This is a genomic window from Paenarthrobacter sp. AB444 (assembly GCF_028736865.1).
Classification (GTDB): Bacteria; Actinomycetota; Actinomycetes; order Actinomycetales; family Micrococcaceae; genus Arthrobacter; species Arthrobacter nicotinovorans_B.
The window spans coordinates 151,635-167,205 of sequence record NZ_JAQZBY010000008.1; the positions used below are offsets into that span (position 1 = coordinate 151,635).

At 64.6% G+C, this 15,571-nt stretch carries 11 protein-coding genes and 1 tRNA gene; 10 read left to right on the forward strand and 2 right to left on the reverse strand.

Annotation, left to right across the window (positions count from 1 at the left end; genetic code table 11):
* Positions 1 to 19: 19 nt before the first annotated feature.
* Genes rsmA through PQ627_RS11860 form a run of 3 tightly spaced genes read left to right on the forward strand, consistent with a single transcriptional unit; the run spans position 20 to position 3,769 of the window.
* Positions 20 to 901, forward strand: a complete 882-nt coding sequence (gene rsmA, locus PQ627_RS11850; protein ID WP_274261200.1) for a 16S rRNA (adenine(1518)-N(6)/adenine(1519)-N(6))-dimethyltransferase RsmA — start codon at positions 20 to 22, stop codon at positions 899 to 901.
* Positions 898 to 1,890: a 4-(cytidine 5'-diphospho)-2-C-methyl-D-erythritol kinase gene (locus PQ627_RS11855; RefSeq protein WP_144661942.1), complete on the forward strand. Its 993-nt coding sequence runs from the start codon at positions 898 to 900 to the stop codon at positions 1,888 to 1,890. The genes rsmA and PQ627_RS11855 overlap by 4 nt, the downstream gene beginning before the upstream one ends.
* 43 nt (positions 1,891 to 1,933) lie before the next feature.
* Positions 1,934 to 3,769, forward strand: coding sequence for an ABC-F family ATP-binding cassette domain-containing protein (locus PQ627_RS11860; protein WP_274261202.1), 1,836 nt, complete (start codon positions 1,934 to 1,936; stop codon positions 3,767 to 3,769).
* A gap of 125 nt (positions 3,770 to 3,894) precedes the next feature.
* On the opposite strand, the gene PQ627_RS11865 is transcribed toward PQ627_RS11860, so the two are convergent.
* Positions 3,895 to 4,296 (reverse strand): VOC family protein, encoded by a 402-nt coding sequence (locus PQ627_RS11865; RefSeq protein ID WP_274261203.1) that lies wholly within the window; start codon positions 4,294 to 4,296, stop codon positions 3,895 to 3,897.
* A 124-nt stretch (positions 4,297 to 4,420) separates the two neighbouring features.
* Positions 4,421 to 5,020, reverse strand: coding sequence for a TetR/AcrR family transcriptional regulator (locus tag PQ627_RS11870; RefSeq protein WP_144662034.1), 600 nt, complete (start codon positions 5,018 to 5,020; stop codon positions 4,421 to 4,423).
* Between the two features lie 276 nt (positions 5,021 to 5,296).
* On the opposite strand from PQ627_RS11870, the gene PQ627_RS11875 reads away from it, so the two are divergent.
* From PQ627_RS11875 to PQ627_RS11905, 7 genes are all read left to right on the forward strand, one after another.
* Positions 5,297 to 5,368, forward strand: a tRNA-Gln gene (locus PQ627_RS11875).
* 123 nt (positions 5,369 to 5,491) lie between these two features.
* Complete coding sequence (glmU, locus tag PQ627_RS11880; protein WP_274261204.1) at positions 5,492 to 6,991, forward strand: bifunctional UDP-N-acetylglucosamine diphosphorylase/glucosamine-1-phosphate N-acetyltransferase GlmU; 1,500 nt, start codon at positions 5,492 to 5,494, stop codon at positions 6,989 to 6,991.
* The gene (locus tag PQ627_RS11885) at positions 6,988 to 7,968 is read left to right on the forward strand and encodes a ribose-phosphate diphosphokinase (RefSeq protein WP_011774071.1); all 981 of its coding nucleotides are present in this window, start codon (positions 6,988 to 6,990) and stop codon (positions 7,966 to 7,968) included. The genes glmU and PQ627_RS11885 overlap by 4 nt, the downstream gene beginning before the upstream one ends.
* Positions 7,969 to 8,283: 315 nt before the next feature.
* Positions 8,284 to 8,862 carry a 50S ribosomal protein L25/general stress protein Ctc gene (locus tag PQ627_RS11890; RefSeq protein ID WP_274261208.1) on the forward strand — a complete coding sequence of 193 codons (579 nt, stop codon included), beginning with the start codon at positions 8,284 to 8,286 and terminating at the stop codon, positions 8,860 to 8,862.
* Positions 8,863 to 8,981: 119 nt separating this feature from the next.
* Positions 8,982 to 9,566, forward strand: a complete 585-nt coding sequence (gene pth / locus PQ627_RS11895; RefSeq protein WP_144661947.1) for an aminoacyl-tRNA hydrolase — start codon at positions 8,982 to 8,984, stop codon at positions 9,564 to 9,566.
* A 142-nt stretch (positions 9,567 to 9,708) separates the two neighbouring features.
* On the forward strand, positions 9,709 to 12,441 hold the full coding sequence (locus PQ627_RS11900; protein ID WP_274261210.1) for a LuxR C-terminal-related transcriptional regulator: 2,733 nt from the start codon (positions 9,709 to 9,711) through the stop codon (positions 12,439 to 12,441).
* A 41-nt stretch (positions 12,442 to 12,482) separates the two neighbouring features.
* Entirely contained in the window at positions 12,483 to 15,140 is a 2,658-nt protein-coding gene (locus PQ627_RS11905) for an AAA family ATPase (protein WP_274261212.1), read from the forward strand.
* Positions 15,141 to 15,571 lie beyond the last annotated feature (431 nt).

Sequence of the window (15,571 nt, forward strand, 5' to 3'; positions counted from 1 at the left end):
CAGACGATACGATACCTAGGTGACTGAACCGAATTCCGAACCCGCCGCCGTCGCGCCTTTGCTTGGCGCCACAGACATCCGACGGCTCGCCGAAGAAATCGGTGTACGCCCCACGAAAACATTGGGGCAGAACTTTGTGATCGATGGCAACACCATTCGAAGGATCGTCTCGGCGGCCGGCATTGACGCTGGCGAGACGGTCCTCGAGGTAGGGCCTGGACTGGGCTCCCTGACCCTGGGGCTCTTGGATGCCGCCAAGACTGTTGTAGCGGTGGAGATTGACCCCGTCCTGGCCGAAAAGCTGCCCGAGACGGTTCGCTCCTGGCGCCCCGAGGCCACGGACAACTTCCACCTGGTCCTCTCCGACGCCATGAAAGTGACGGAACTTCCGGTTGCCCCCACGGCGTTGGTGGCCAATCTGCCCTACAACGTGGCCGTGCCCGTGGTCCTGCACCTGCTCCAGCATTTCCCCAGCCTCCAACACGGCCTGGTCATGGTCCAGGACGAGGTTGCCGACCGCCTTGCCGCCACCCCGGGGTCCAAGATCTACGGCGTTCCCTCGGTCAAAGCGGCCTGGTACGGTCACATGCGCAAGGCCGGTGTCATCGGCATGAACGTGTTCTGGCCGGCGCCGAAAATCCATTCCGGACTCGTCGCGTTCACCCGGCACGAACCTCCCGCCACGCACGCCACCCGCGAACAGGTCTTTGCCGTCATTGACGCGGCCTTCGCCCAGCGCAGGAAGACCCTCCGCGCGGCCTTGGCAGGCTGGGCAGGAAGTGCCGCCGAGGCCGAACGCTGCCTCCTGGCTGCCGGCGTCGACCCCACAGCACGCGGCGAAGTCCTGGACATCTCCGCCTATGTCAGGATCGCCGAAGCCCGCCACCCCGTGGGCGCATGAATCCGGGAACCCGTAAGCCCGGCATCCTCCCTTTTGCGGGGGACCGGTTCCATGCCCGGACAGTCCGCGTCAAAGCGCCGGGCAAAGTCAACGTCTCCTTGAGCGTTGGACCGCTCAGGGCCGATGGCTACCACTCCGTGGCGAGCGTCTACCTGGCGGTGTCCCTGTATGAGGAAGTAGCTGCCACAAGCACGGAAACGCCGGGAATCACGGTGAGCATCAGTCCGGACAGCACGCTGGACCTGGACGGTGTGGACATCCCGTTGGACGAACGAAACCTCGCGTACAAAGCTGCGGCGATCATGGCCGAGGTCTCCGAAAAGCCCACGGGTGTGCATTTGGAGATCACCAAGCGTGTCCCGGTCGCCGGCGGCATGGGTGGCGGTTCGGCCGATGCCGCGGCAACCCTGCTGGCTTGTGACGCCTTGTGGGACAGTGGGCTGTCGCGCGAGGAACTCGCGCACCTGGCGGCCGAGCTGGGCGCGGACGTGCCGTTCTCGCTCCTGGGAGGCACCGCCGTCGGACTTGGGGTGGGCGACAAACTCTCGCCCGCGCTGGCAAAAGCCCAGATGGACTGGGTCCTCGTGTTCGCCGACTACGGACTGTCCACTCCGGACGTGTTCCGTACCCTGGATGGGCTGCGCGACTCTGAGGGCGTGGACGTTCCCGAGCCCGTGGACGTGGATCCCACCATTCTCCAGGCCCTGCGCAATGGAGATCCGGAGACCCTCAGCCGGGTACTCATCAATGACCTTCAACGGGCTTCGATCACCCTGGCGCCGCAGCTTCGCGACACCATCGGACTGGGTGAAGCACGCGGTGCCCTGGCGGGCATGGTCTCAGGCTCCGGGCCCACGATCGCGCTGCTCGCTCGGGACTCCGTGTCAGCCAGTGTCCTTGCCGAGGAGCTGACCCACCGGGGCCACACCGCCGTCGCAGTTCACGGACCTGTTCCCGGAGCGCGGATCATCTCCGATACGCTCCTCTAATACCCCTGTACCTCCGCATTCCAGCAGTAGAAAGTAGTACCCATTGGCTCACCTGCTCGGCGGCGAAAACCTCACCGTTTCGTTCGCGACCCGCACTGTCCTCGACGGCGTCACCCTCGGTTTGGAGGATGGCGACCGGATTGGCATGGTCGGCCGCAACGGTGACGGCAAATCCACGCTCATGCGGCTGCTTGCCATGCGCTCGACCCCGGATTCGGGCAGGGTCACCAAGCGCGGTGACGTCACCGTGGGCTATCTGGACCAGGCTGACGTACTCGACGGCGACCTGACGGTTGGCGCCGCCATCGTTGGCGACCGCGCCGACCACGAGTGGGCAGCCAACCCCAAGATCCGCGAGGTCATGGGCGGGCTGGTTGGTGATGTCGACTGGCACGCCAACGTGCACTCGTTGTCAGGCGGCCAGAAGCGGCGCGTTGCCTTGGCGAAGCTGCTCATCGAAGATCACGACGTCATCATGCTGGACGAGCCCACCAACCACCTCGACGTCGAAGGCGTCGCCTGGCTGGCGCGCCACCTCAAGTCGCGCTGGCGCGCCAACCAGGGTGCATTCCTGGTGGTCACCCACGACCGCTGGTTCCTTGACGAAGTCTGCAACTACACCTGGGAAGTCCACGACGCCATGGTGGACATGTTCGACGGCGGTTACGCCGCCTACGTTCTGGCCCGTGCCGAGCGTGACCGCATGGCCGCTGTCGTCGAAAACAAGCGCCAGCAACTCGTCAAGAAGGAACTTGCCTGGCTGCGGCGCGGTGCGCCCGCCCGGACGGCAAAGCCGAAATTCCGGATCGAAGCTGCCAATGACCTCATTGCGGACGTACCCGAGCCCAGGGACTCGGTGGCGCTGAGCAAGATGGCGACGGCACGTTTGGGCAAGGACGTTCTGGACCTTGAAAATGTGACCCTGGATTTCCAGGGCGGCGAGTCCGGGCAGAAGCTCTTCGACAACATCACCCTGCGCCTGGCACCGGGGGAACGGCTCGGGCTGGTTGGCGTCAACGGCGCCGGTAAGTCCACCCTGCTGAAGCTGCTCAACGGGGAGATCCAGCCGACGTCGGGCAAGGTCAAGCGCGGCAAGACAGTGGTTACTGCTGTCCTGACGCAGGACGTGAAGGAGCTTGACGAAGTATCGGACCTGCGGGTCATAGAAGTGATCGAGCGCGAAAAGCGGTCCTTCAGCGTTGGCGGCAAGGAATTCACCGCCGGCCAGTTGGTTGAGCAACTCGGATTCACGAAGGAAAAGCAGTGGACGCCGGTCGCGGACCTCTCCGGTGGTGAACGACGCCGGCTCCAGCTGCTTCGCCTGCTGGTGGGGGAGCCGAACGTCCTCATGCTCGACGAGCCCACCAACGACCTCGACACCGACACCCTTGCCGCTGTTGAGGACGTCCTGGACGGCTGGCCCGGGACCCTGGTTGTGGTCAGTCACGACCGCTACCTCCTGGAGCGCGTCACCGACCACCAGATGGCATTGTTGGGCGACGGAAAGCTCCGCGGGCTGCCCGGCGGTGTGGATCAGTACCTCGAGCTGCGTGAGGCCGCGTTGGCCTCCGGCGCAGTGTTGGGTGGCTCCACGGCTCCGACGGCGGCCAGCGGATCCCCAGGTGCGGGCTCCGCCGCCCAGTCCGGGGCCAGCGAGGCCGAGAAGCGGGAAGCCCGGAAGGACCTCAACAGGATTGACCGGCAACTCGGGAAGCTGGCGCAGCAGGAGGAGAAGCTCCACACCCAGATGGCAGCGAAGTCCGAATCCGGCGACTTCGATGCCCTGAGCGAGCTCAACGTCAAGCTTCGGGAGCTGCTCGACGAGAAAGAGGGACTCGAGCTGGAGTGGCTCGAAGCTGCCGAGGTCCTGGGCGAGTAGTCCCAACCCTCACTCACGTCCCCCGGCTTTGGTGTGGACGCTCGCTCACGTCCCCCGGGGTTGGTGTGGACGCTCGCTCACGTCCCCCGGGTTTGGTGTGGACGCTCGCTCACGTCCCCGGGGGTTTACGCCCCGGGTTCGTAGCCGATCAGCCAATGCAGGCCGTATCGGTCGATGACCTGTCCGTCCGAGGCGCCCCACGGTTTGGGCGCCAACGGGTCAACGATCCGGCCGTCGTCGGCGAGCCTGTCGAACCACTCGTGCAGGAGCGGAGGTTCCGCGGCGTCGAGGAGGGAGAGCATGGCCCCTTCCATATGGACCGACTTTTCCCCGTTGGCAGCATCGGAACCCATCAACGCCACGACGCCGTTGAGAACGCCGTGGGCGATGGCATCGGAAGGTCCGTCGTCGCGCCCGAAATCCGCGTAGGAGTGCAACGATAGTTCGCCTCCAAAGACGTCCGCGTAAAAGCTGAGGGCCTCGCGCGCCGTGCCAGGAAAGCTGAGGTAGAGCTGGGGTGCTGTCATGCGCACATCCTACTCATGCCGGAAATTGCACCAGGTGAAGCGGTGGGGTGTGGGTGAGGGATTGGTTCAATGTGGTGGGTTGTGAGTGAGGGATTGGCTCAATGTGGTGGGTTGTGAGGGAGGGTCAGCCCTCCGAGCGCAGCTCCGGTTCCTTTTGCAAGCCGGTCAGTCCGTTCCAGGCAAGGTTGACCAAGTGTGCCGCTACAGCGCGCTTGTCCGGCTCACGGCTGTCGAGCCACCACTGGCCGGTCATTGCAACCATTCCCACTAACATCTGGGCGTACATGGCGCCGTCGGCCGCGCTGAAGCCGCGGCGTGCGAACTCGTCCGAGAGCAAATGTTCCACGCGGGCGGTGACATGGGAGAGCAGGGTGGAGAAGGCGCCTTCGGGTTGCGAGGGCGGGGCGTCACGCATAAGGATCCGGAAGCCGTCAGTGCGGTCCTCGATGTAGCCAAGGAGGGCCAAGGCCGCGCGCTCCACCAGGACGCGGGGCTTGGCTTCGGTGCTGAGGGCCTCTGTGATGGAGTCCAGCAGGATACGGAATTCGGTCTCCACAACCTGCCGGTACAGGCCTTCCTTGGAACCAAAGTGTTCGTAGATCACCGGTTTGGAAACGCCCGCCGACGCAGCGATTTCCTCGATGGTGGTGCCATCCAGGCCGCGGGCGGAGAACAACGCCCTGCCGATGCCGATCAACTGTGACTTGCGCTGCTGACCGGTCATCCGGACCCGCACCTGCTGGCCGTTGGAACCGTGGTCCAACGGGGCGGACGTGCCCTCAGGCCGGGAAAGTTCAGTGCGCTTGCTCACCTGACCATCATGCCGCAGATGCCGTGCCGGGCGGGTGAAGGCGCCGTGCGATGGTGCGTCGCGAAGGGTTTGCCGGTAGGCCAAGTCGCGAAGCACGCAATGGTCATGGCAAACTAGTTTCTTGTGTGTGGAACCCGGTACTCCGGGAGACCCTCCGGGCCGTTGGTCCGAAGGAGGAGCCACACACGGTCCGCTCTGGTGTAACGGCAGCACCCCGGCCTTTGGAGCCGTGGAGTATAGGTTCGAATCCTATGGGCGGAACGGTCGGAAAACGCGCTCCTTCTCTGTACCTGTGACGGCTCTAACGGTGCCTGGGTCCATTGTTGGATGGCAGCGATCCGAAGCCGGGTTACCCGGGACATACAGAGCAAGGAGAGCCAGTACGTGAGCCCCGAAACCAACGGTCCCGCAGCGGTGATCGTCTTGGCCGCAGGCGCCGGAACGCGCATGAAGTCGCGCACTCCCAAGATCCTCCACGAAATCGGCGGCCGGTCAATGGTTGGCCACGCTCTCCTCGCAGCCCGCGCCATCAACCCCGCAAAGCTCGCGCTGGTTGTCCGTCACGAGCGTGACCGGGTGGCCGAGCACGTCTCGGCACTGGACCCCGAAGCACTGATCGTTGACCAGGACGAGATCCCCGGCACCGGACGCGCGGTGGAAGTGGCCCTGAACGCGCTCGACGCCGAAGCCCCCCTCACCGGCACAGTCGTGGTCACCTACGGCGACGTTCCCCTCCTGACCGGTGAACTGCTGGCCGAACTGGTTGCCGCGCACGAGTCCGAAGCCAACGCCGTAACGGTCCTCACCGCCGTCCTGGACGACGCCACCGGCTATGGCCGCATCCTGCGTGCCGAAGACGGTACCGTGACGGGCATCCGCGAACACAAGGACGCAAGCGACGCCGAGCGCAGCATCCGCGAAGTCAATTCCGGTATCTACGCCTTCGACGCCGCTGTCCTGCGCAAGGCACTCGAAAGCGTCACGACGGATAACGCCCAGGGTGAGATGTACCTCACCGATGTCCTCGGATTGGCGCGCGACGCCGGTGGCCGGGTCGCCGCCGTCGTGACTGAAGACCGCTGGCAGGTTGAGGGCGCCAACGACCGCATCCAGCTTTCGGCGCTGGGCGCCGAGCACAACCGCCGCATCATCGAAGCCTGGATGCGCGCCGGCGTGACTGTGGTGGATCCCGCCACCACCTGGATCGACTCCACCGTCACCCTTGACGAGGACGTCCGCCTCCTGCCAAATACGCAACTGCACGGCTCCACCACGGTGGCCAGGGACGCCGTCGTCGGACCTGACACGACCCTCACCGACGTGAACGTCGGCGAAGGCGCGAAGGTGGTCCGCACCCACGGATCCGGTTCCACGATCGGTGCGAAGGCAACCGTAGGTCCGTTCACCTACCTCCGGCCGGGCACGGTCCTGGGCGAGACCGGCAAGATCGGTGCATTCTATGAGACCAAGAATGTGACCATCGGCCGGGGCTCGAAGCTCTCCCACCTGGGATACGCCGGCGACGCCGAAATCGGCGAAGACACCAACATCGGTTGCGGAAACATCACCGCAAATTACGACGGCGAGAAGAAGCACCGCACGGTGATCGGCTCGGGCGTCCGCACGGGTTCGAACACGGTCTTCGTCGCTCCCGTCACAGTCGGCGACGGCGCCTACAGCGGCGCCGGGGCAGTGATCCGCAAGGACGTTCCCGCTGGGGCCCTTGCCGTCAGCCTCGCAGCCCAGCGCAACGCCGAAGGTTGGGTCATCGCCAACCGTCCGGGCAGCGGCTCCGCCAAGCTGGCCGAAGCAGCGCAAGAGCTGACCTCCACCTCCATCTCCACACAATCCCCGGCAACCACAGAAGAAGGCAATCAGGCATGAGCGAAATTACCGCACACGGCGAGAAGAAACTGATTCTCGCCGCCGGAAGGGCGCATCCGGAGCTGGCGCAGGAAATCGCGAAGGAGCTGGAGACCGAGCTCCTGCCCATCGACGCCTACGACTTCGCCAACGGTGAGATCTACGTCCGTTCGGCCGAGAGCGTGCGAGGCACTGATGCCTTCGTCATCCAGGCCCACCCGGCACCGCTGAACAACTGGCTCATGGAGCAGTTGATCATGATCGATTCCCTCAAGCGCGCCTCCGCCAAGAGGATCACGGTCGTTTCCCCGTTCTACCCGTACTCCCGCCAGGACAAGAAGGGCCGCGGCCGCGAGCCCATCTCCGCCCGCCTTGTTGCCGACCTCTACAAGACCGCTGGCGCCGACCGCATCATGTCCGTCGACCTGCACACCTCGCAGATCCAGGGCTTCTTCGACGGTCCCGTCGACCACCTGATGGCCATCCCGCTGCTGGCTGACTACATCCGCACCAAGGTTGAAGCAGACAACATCACGGTGGTTTCCCCTGATACCGGACGTGTCCGCGTGGCCGAGCAGTGGGCCGAACGCCTGGGCGGCGCCCCGCTCGCGTTCGTGCACAAGAGCCGTGACCTCACCGTGCCCAACCAGGCCGTCTCCAAGACGGTTGTGGGCCAGGTGGAAGGACGTACCTGCGTTCTGATCGACGACATGATCGACACCGGCGGAACCATCTCCGGCGCCGTCCAGGTCCTGAAGAACGCCGGTGCCAAGGACGTCATCATCGCCTGCACCCACGCAGTCTTCTCCGACCCCGCGGCGCAGCGCCTCGCTGACTCGGGTGCCCGCGAAGTTGTTGTCACCAACACCCTGCCGATCCCGGCGGAGAAGCGCTTTCCGTCGCTCACCGTGTTGTCGATCGCGCCTTTGATTGCGCGCGCCATCCGCGAAGTGTTCGACGACGGTTCGGTCACCAGCCTGTTCGACGGCAAGGCATAACCTTCAGACACACAAAACGGGCCATCCGCCGCCTCCGTGCGTGCGGGTGGCCCGTTTTTGCGCCCGTTTTCACCGAATGCGGGCAGCGCTGCTAGACTCTTGGGGATACCTTGGCGAGGGAGAGCACATCCGGTCCGCGTTTCGTGGACCAGGGTTGCGGGTCTCCGTTATCGACTGGGTCTGCATCTCCTTCAACACAGGCGGAACGGCTACACGCGGCCGTGCTCAGCCGGGCGTCGAAGGTCTCCAGACCTCCGCCCTTGCTGATAGACCAGCCCGGACTTCACCGGGCGCCACAGTAATCAAGGAGTACACATGTCTGAGCAGAAGCTCACCGCAGAACTGCGCACCGAATTCGGCAAGGGCTACGCCCGCCGTGCACGCATGGCCGGCCAGATCCCGGCTGTCATCTACGGCCACGGCGCAGAGCCGCTCCACGTCAACCTGCCGGCCAAGGCCACCACGCTGGCTGTCCGCGTTTCGAACGCCCTCCTGGCAATCGACGTCGACGGCGAGCAGCACCTGACGCTGGTCAAGGACATCCAGCGCGACCCGGTAAAGCAGATCATCGAGCACGTTGACCTGCAGACCGTCCAGGCCGGCGAGAAGGTAACCGTTGACGTTGCCATCCACGTGAGCGGCGAAGTTGCTCCGGGCGCTGTCGCGACCCTCGAGGCCACCACCATCTCCCTGGAGGCCGAGGCAACCCACGTTCCCACCGCCGTCGAGGTTGACATCCAAGGCCGCAAGGCCGGCGAGAACGTCCACGCTTCGGACCTCGTCCTGCCGAAGGGTTCCACCCTGCTCGCCGACGCCGAGACCCTGGTTGTCCGCGTTGCCGAGGAAGCCGCAGCTGAAGAAGCCGAGGAATCCGAGGAAGCAGCTGCCGAGTAGTCTTTGACTGCTTGAGGCTGATGCCTTTGAGTGGCCGGGTCCCTTGGGGTCCGGCCACTTTCCTTTTCCATGACGCCCTTATCTTCGCTGCGTCGCACAACGTTTCCTAGGATGAGACCATGACTGACACCTGGCTGATTGTCGGCCTCGGCAACCCCGGCAGTGAGTACAGCAACAACAGGCACAATGTGGGCCAAATGGTGCTGGATGAACTGGCCTCCCGCATGGGTGGGAAATTCAAGGCCCACAAAACGCGCGCCCAGGTAGTGGAGGGCCGCCTTGGTCTTGGCGGCCCCCGCGTGGTGCTCGCCAAACCAATGACCTACATGAACGTCTCCGGCGGTCCCGTGGCAGGGCTGTGCAAGTTCTTCGACATCGCGGCCGACCACGTCATTGCCGTCCATGATGAGATCGACATCCCTTTTAACACAGTCAAGCTAAAAATCGGCGGCGGGGAGGGCGGCCACAACGGCCTCCGCGACATCTCGAAAGCCCTGGCAACAAAGGACTATTTGCGTGTCCGCGTGGGCGTCGGAAGGCCCCCGGGACGAATGGATACCGCTGATTTTGTGTTGCGGGACTTCGCCACGGCTGAGAAGAAGGAACTTCCTTTCCTCTTGGACGAAGCCGCCGACGCCGTCGAACTGCTGATTGGCGAAGGCCTGCTCGCGGCCCAGCAGAAGCACCACCCCGCGAAAGCTTGAGCAAACCTTGAGTAAAGCCTGATCAAAGACTGACGGCTTCGGGCAGCTTTAGGCCTACACACTGTCGGCGCCCGAAGGTAGTGTGCATGGTACGCAGATGAGCGGTGGGGGACTATCGCGATTGTGTTAGCTAAGGATGCAGATGTCGGCGGAGTTGCTAAACAGGAGCGGTGGAGGCGCAGCGAGGGCTGCGGCTCCCGATCTCGTGGGCGGACCAAGCGACCGGCAGACCTGGTCACTGCTGGCCCGGAGCCATGATTTGTCCAGGGCCGTCAAGTATCTTGACTCGCCGGACTCTTATGGTGTGATCCTCACTGGCGAGCGGGGGATCGGCAAATCCGGCTTGGCGCGGGCCGTTGTGTCGTCCCTCGGCCCCAAGGTCCACAGCCTGCAGCTCCGCAACACGGTAGCGAATGGCCAAACCCCTTACGGGTGCCTCGGTTTCCTGTTGGCCCGTTTGCCCTCGGAGGCTGTCGGTTCTCCCACTGGCATCCTCCATGCCGTAACCAGCCTGATCAGGAGCGAAGCCGCGGGGCGGGAGACCGTCTTCATCCTGGACAACGCAGGCGGCATGGATCCCATGAGCACCGGCGTTTTGCTGAACCTGATGGCCACGGGTACCGCCAAAGTGGTGGCTACGGTCCAGCGCGCCAGTGATCTTCCCGCAGATTTCCACCGGATGGTCCTGGACGGTGAACTGGGCGAGGTCCACCTGAACACGCTCAGCGAGGAACAAACCAAGCAGGTGCTGGGCTCGGTCCTGGGCCACTACGTCTCCACAACGCTGGCGGGCTCCTTGCATGCGGCCGTGGGCGGCAACCCCATGCTGTTGCACGCGCTCCTGGAGGAGCAGCGCCACAGGGGCAACCTGGTCCTTAACGACTCCGTGTGGACCCTCCGTGACCGGATCACCCTCGAGGGCGCCACGGTGGTGGAGGATTTCGTCCGGTCCAGACTGGCGCGCGAACCGCAGGCCAGCAGGACGGTGGTGGAAGTCCTGGCATGCGCGCAGCGCGCCAGATTGGTGGATCTCGCAGCCATCTTCGGGACACAGGTCCTGGTGGAGATGGAGGAATCCGGCCTGCTCACGGTGGAGCGGGAGGCAGAGCATTGGGTGTGCCTCCGGGACCCCTATGTAGGCGAAGTGGTCCGCAGTTGGCTCAGTACGCGCCGCATGAAGGAACTCCGGGTCATGCTGCACGGTTCCGAAGAGCCTGAACCCAGCGGCCTGGCACCGCAGGACCTGTTGAGCTACGCCGCCTGGATGCACGCCTGCGAGGATGAGCCCCAGCCGTCGCCGGCATTGGCTCTTGCCGCCGGAGTCGCTGCTTTGGACGATTACGACCCCAACTTCGCCATCCAATGCACCGTCTCATTGAGCCCCGGGGACGCCGAATGGGTGCGCGGGCAGCGGCTCAAAGCCGCTGCCTACCTCATGCTGGACCTGCCCCTGCACGCCGCCCAGGCGCTGGACGAGATTTCCGAGGCACACATCGCCGGACTGGATCCGCTGGAGTTTGCGGAGGTCACGGCCGCCCAATGCCAGGCCATGACTTGGATTGACGGCCGGTCCGCCATGGTCCCCGGAGTCCTCTCGGAGGCCTCCGAAAGGCTCGAAACGATGGCCCCCGGCTATCCTTCGGCAACGATGACCAAGGCCCGGAACAGGCTGCAGCTGTGCAACTACGAGTACAAGACCTTCATGGGCGAGTACGCGTCCATGGTCGAGGACCTTGAAAAGGAGTTGGCGAAGGACATCGCCGAGGACCGTGAGCATTGGCTCCGCTCGTCCTTTTTCCTGATCGAAGCCCGCTGCATTCTGGGCCGGGAGATGGAGGCCCAGCAGCTTGCCCGCAGCGTCTCACGGCATTTGGCGGACTCGGACAGGCCGGCACAGTTGGAGGAAGCTTTCGCTCGGCATGCGTTCCTGGTCCTTTTGTTGTCGGGCCAGTGGCGCAAGTGCATCGAATTGATGAGGCGTACTCCCTCAAGGCCCTCCCGCCTCCAGTACCGGGGTGCGCTCACCGAGCTGGGCGTCGGCCTGGCGTATGCCTATGCAGGCAAGCCGGCCAGCGCCGTCGAACCGCTGCGCTCCGCAGTTGCGCAGTTGGAGCTCCGGCCCGCCATGAACATGAACAAAGTGGCGTACGCTGCCACCGCCTTCGCGTATGCCCAATTGGGCAATTTCGTCGAGGCCGGCCGCTACCTGGACTTGTACAGGACCTGCAGGGGAGCGGGGATGTACTTCTCCGAGTCGGTGGCGGTGTTCTGCGCCGAGATGGCAGGCAGGTGGATGGGTGACCCCGATGTGAAGGAGCGGTTGCTTGAGCGCGTTCACGACGACATCGATGAGCAGCGCTTCACGACGGCCGGTATCTGCCTTTTCGGGGCCACCGTGGAAGGCACTGATGAGGAGTACCGGCTGCTGGAGGACATTGCCGGCCGGCGCCAGGGACCGCTGGCCAAGATTTCCGGGGACCTCGCCCGTGGCTCCTTGAACAAGAGTTCCCGCAGCTTGCTGGAAGCCGCCGATGCCGCCGCGTCCCTTGATCTGCTGGTGGTGGAGGCGCGTTGCGTGGCCATGGCCTTGGACTTTGCCCGGGATGCCGGCGAGACCACGACAGCCCGTACGGCCCAGCTGAGGTTGGAGCGCCTGGAGCATTCCGTGTCCGCGCTTCCCATCCAGCCGCGTTCCGACGCGCCGGTATTGACCGAGCGGGAGCGCCAGATTGCTAAACTCGCGGGAAAGGGTGTCAGCAACCGCGAAATCGCGATGGATATTGGGGTGTCTGTGCGGACTGTAGAAGGCCATTTGTACCAAGTGTTCACCAAGCTCGGTGTGTCGTCTCGGGGCGAGCTTAATGGGCTCCTATGAGATAGGGCGGGCGGCATCCACATTCTGCGTGCGGGCTGCCCATGCAGGCTGAGTACCTTGTAGGCCGGGACACCGATCTTGAACTGGCCTTGGAGATATTGCGTCAGGAAGGCACCGGGGCCGTACTTGTCGTGGCGGACGCCGGCATTGGCAAGACTGCATTTTCCGACGAGCTTGCAGCCCGTCTGGCCTCGGAAATGGTGGTGATGCGGATCCACGGGAGCCCTGCACTGTCTGCCGTGCCCTTTGGAGTCCTGGCACCCTACTTGCTGGATCTACCCGTTGAGCAGGCCACTTCTCCGGTAGCGATCCTCCGCGAATTCTGGTCGCAGTTCGAGAAGCGGCGCGGCGGCGAAGGTGCGCGCCTCTTGCTCGTGGTCGATGACGCGCACGACCTCGACGAAGGCAGCACCCAGATCCTTGCCGAACTGGTCACCGCCGGATGGGCGCGGCTGGTGGCCACCAGCAGGCCCAGGCCCGGTCTGCCGGCAGCGCTGCTTCAACTCTGGTACGACGGCCTGGCCGAGCGTCTGGAGCTTCATCCCTTGGACAAGGACACCTCAACCGAACTGGTAGAGAAGACGTTGGGCGGGACGGTCATGCCCAGCGCGGCGGAGGTACTGCACGCCCTGTCCGAAGGTAACCCGCTGCTGCTGCGATGCCTGCTTGACGACTCACGGGCGGACGGGAACCTGGTACGGCGGAACGGTGTGTGGCTCCTGACCGGCGAGCTTTCCGGAAGCGGCGAAAACCTGGCCGAGGTTGTCAGGAACAGGGTGCTGCGGACCAGCGAGGCCGAACGGGAGGCGATGTTTGTCATCGCCTTGTCCGAGCCCGTCCCTGCCGCCCTGCTGGACGCGGAGGTGGGCAGGGAGACCGTACGATCCTTGATGGACAACAGGCTGGTCATCCCCACCAATGGTGCCGGCAGCCCGCTTAAAATGTGGCATCCCATGTACAGCGAGGCACTCCGCCAGATCGTTTCGCCCGCCCGCAGCCTCCAGATCCGACAACGGATGGTCCAACACCTTGCCTCGGAACCCACCACCGCCGAGGGTCTGCTCCGGACGGTGAGCTGGGCGCTGGACTGCGGTGCCGACGTCGATGACCAGCTGCTGTTGCGGGCCGCGTTCCTGGCCGTCAAGCTCCTCCAGAACCCGTTGGCGCTTGCAGCGGCGGGCAAGGTCCGCTCCGAGGCGCTGCGCCCGCGCGCCCGCGCGGTCATGGCAATGGTCAGCTATAACGACGGCGACTATAACAGTGCCGTGCGCCTGCTGGAGGAGGGCAACGGGTTCCTTGATGCCGATCCGCTGGGACCGACGGGTGCGGGCCTGCTATGGGCGGCCGCCCGCTCGGCGCGAGGCGATTCGGCGTCGGATATCGCCTCCGATGCCCGGACGGCGGCCAAATCACTGACCGATGGGACTGGCCCCTCTGACGCCGTGGCCGTGCAGGTCAAACGGCACGCCTGGACGTTGGAGTTGGCCGCGCTGGCCCAAGAGGGCCGCTACAGCGAACTTCGCGATGGCCTGGACTCGTTTGCCGAAGAGCTCCGGACGGATGACCCGGACAGTGCGGTGAACCGGATCTTCCTGCTGGCCATGCAGTGCGAGCTGCTCACTGTTGAGGGGCAACCCGGGCATGCGCTCGACGCAGGCCGCGAAGCGCTGGTCCTGCTCGATGAACACGGCGGGAACCTGCTGTACGTGGCCGACTTCGTCGTACTCCGCTACGTCCTGGCGGCCTTGGAATCAGGTGACTGGGGTGCAGCCGATGCCGCCCTTGACCGGTACGCCGCCAGTTCGGCCATGGGGCTGATCACCTTCGGGGGAGACATCCAGACACTCAAGGGGCTGGCCCTCGTGCGTCAGGGCCGCACGGATCAGGCCATGGCACTGCTGACTCCGGCCGTCGAGGCACTCCGGGTGAAGGACCCCCAGCTGCTCGTCAGCCTGGGACACGCCTTGGCGCTCTATGCGGCAGCCAAATCCGGCAACACGTCGCTCGCGCAACGCTTGGCGGGCGAACAGGTCCCCGGCAGCGGCAACAGCTACGTTGAGGCGCTGGCCGGCCTTTTCGCCCTGGCCGGCCATGAACTTCTCAGCAAAGGGTCCGGACTGCAGAAGCTTCGGGAACTGCCGGAAGCCGGGGGCCTGCACGCGTTGCCGGGGTTGCTCCTGCAAAACCTGGTCCTCAGGACGGAGCTCGGGGACGCCAGTGCCACCGAGTCCATCGAAGAAACCGCCTCCCTGATGACAGGAGCCTGGGCGGCTGGATGGCATTCGTTGGCCGCAGCCCAACTCAGCGGCGCCGGACAAGGCTTCGTGAACGCGGGAAACTTGATGTCGGCGGCAGGGATGCCGGGCCCGGCAGCGGCTGCGTTCGATAAAGCGGCCGCAACCTTCGACGCCGAAGGCAAACGCCCCGAAGCCCGACAGGCGGCCGTCATGCGGGACGTCAGTGAGGCGAGCATGGGCGACTCCCTGGTCCGCGATCCCAACACCGATTCCGATCACTCGGTGCCACTGACACGTCGTGAGCAGGACATCGTGGCGCTGGCCGTGTCGGGCCTCACCGATCGCCAAATAGCGGAGAAACTCATGGTGTCGGTGCGAACCGTGGAGGGGCATTTGTACCGCAGCTACGCGAAGCTGGGGATCCGCCGTCGTGAAGATCTTGGCTCTGCTGTCCGACGCTGACGCAGTGTCCGTTTGAGTACCCCAAAAGAGACCCTTGGCACCCCTGTGCCCGATTTCCGCAGGATTTAACCAATCGCTGGAGTAATCGGCCTGCGTTTCGTGTCGGAACCAAGTAGTGCCGCCTGCGGGTACTGAGTACAACACAGTATCGGCCGGTAAAAAGCCTCCAAGTAATCGAGTACCGATTACTGGTGTTTGCCTTTTGCGCCCCCGGCAATATTGATCTTGGAAGAACGGTTCAGCCCCAAGCATCACCGGGATTCCGAAAGTCGCATCAATCGCATCGGTGGTCTCTTTAGCCGATGCCCCGGCCACCGGAAGGTGGTCCGGCCCTGAACGAAGCCGGCGGCGACAGAGTCTTCTGAGACCGAGACTCTCCCCCCAGCCGCCGCCGGCTTCTAAGCCAGGGACCCGCGAATCGCCAAACAAAA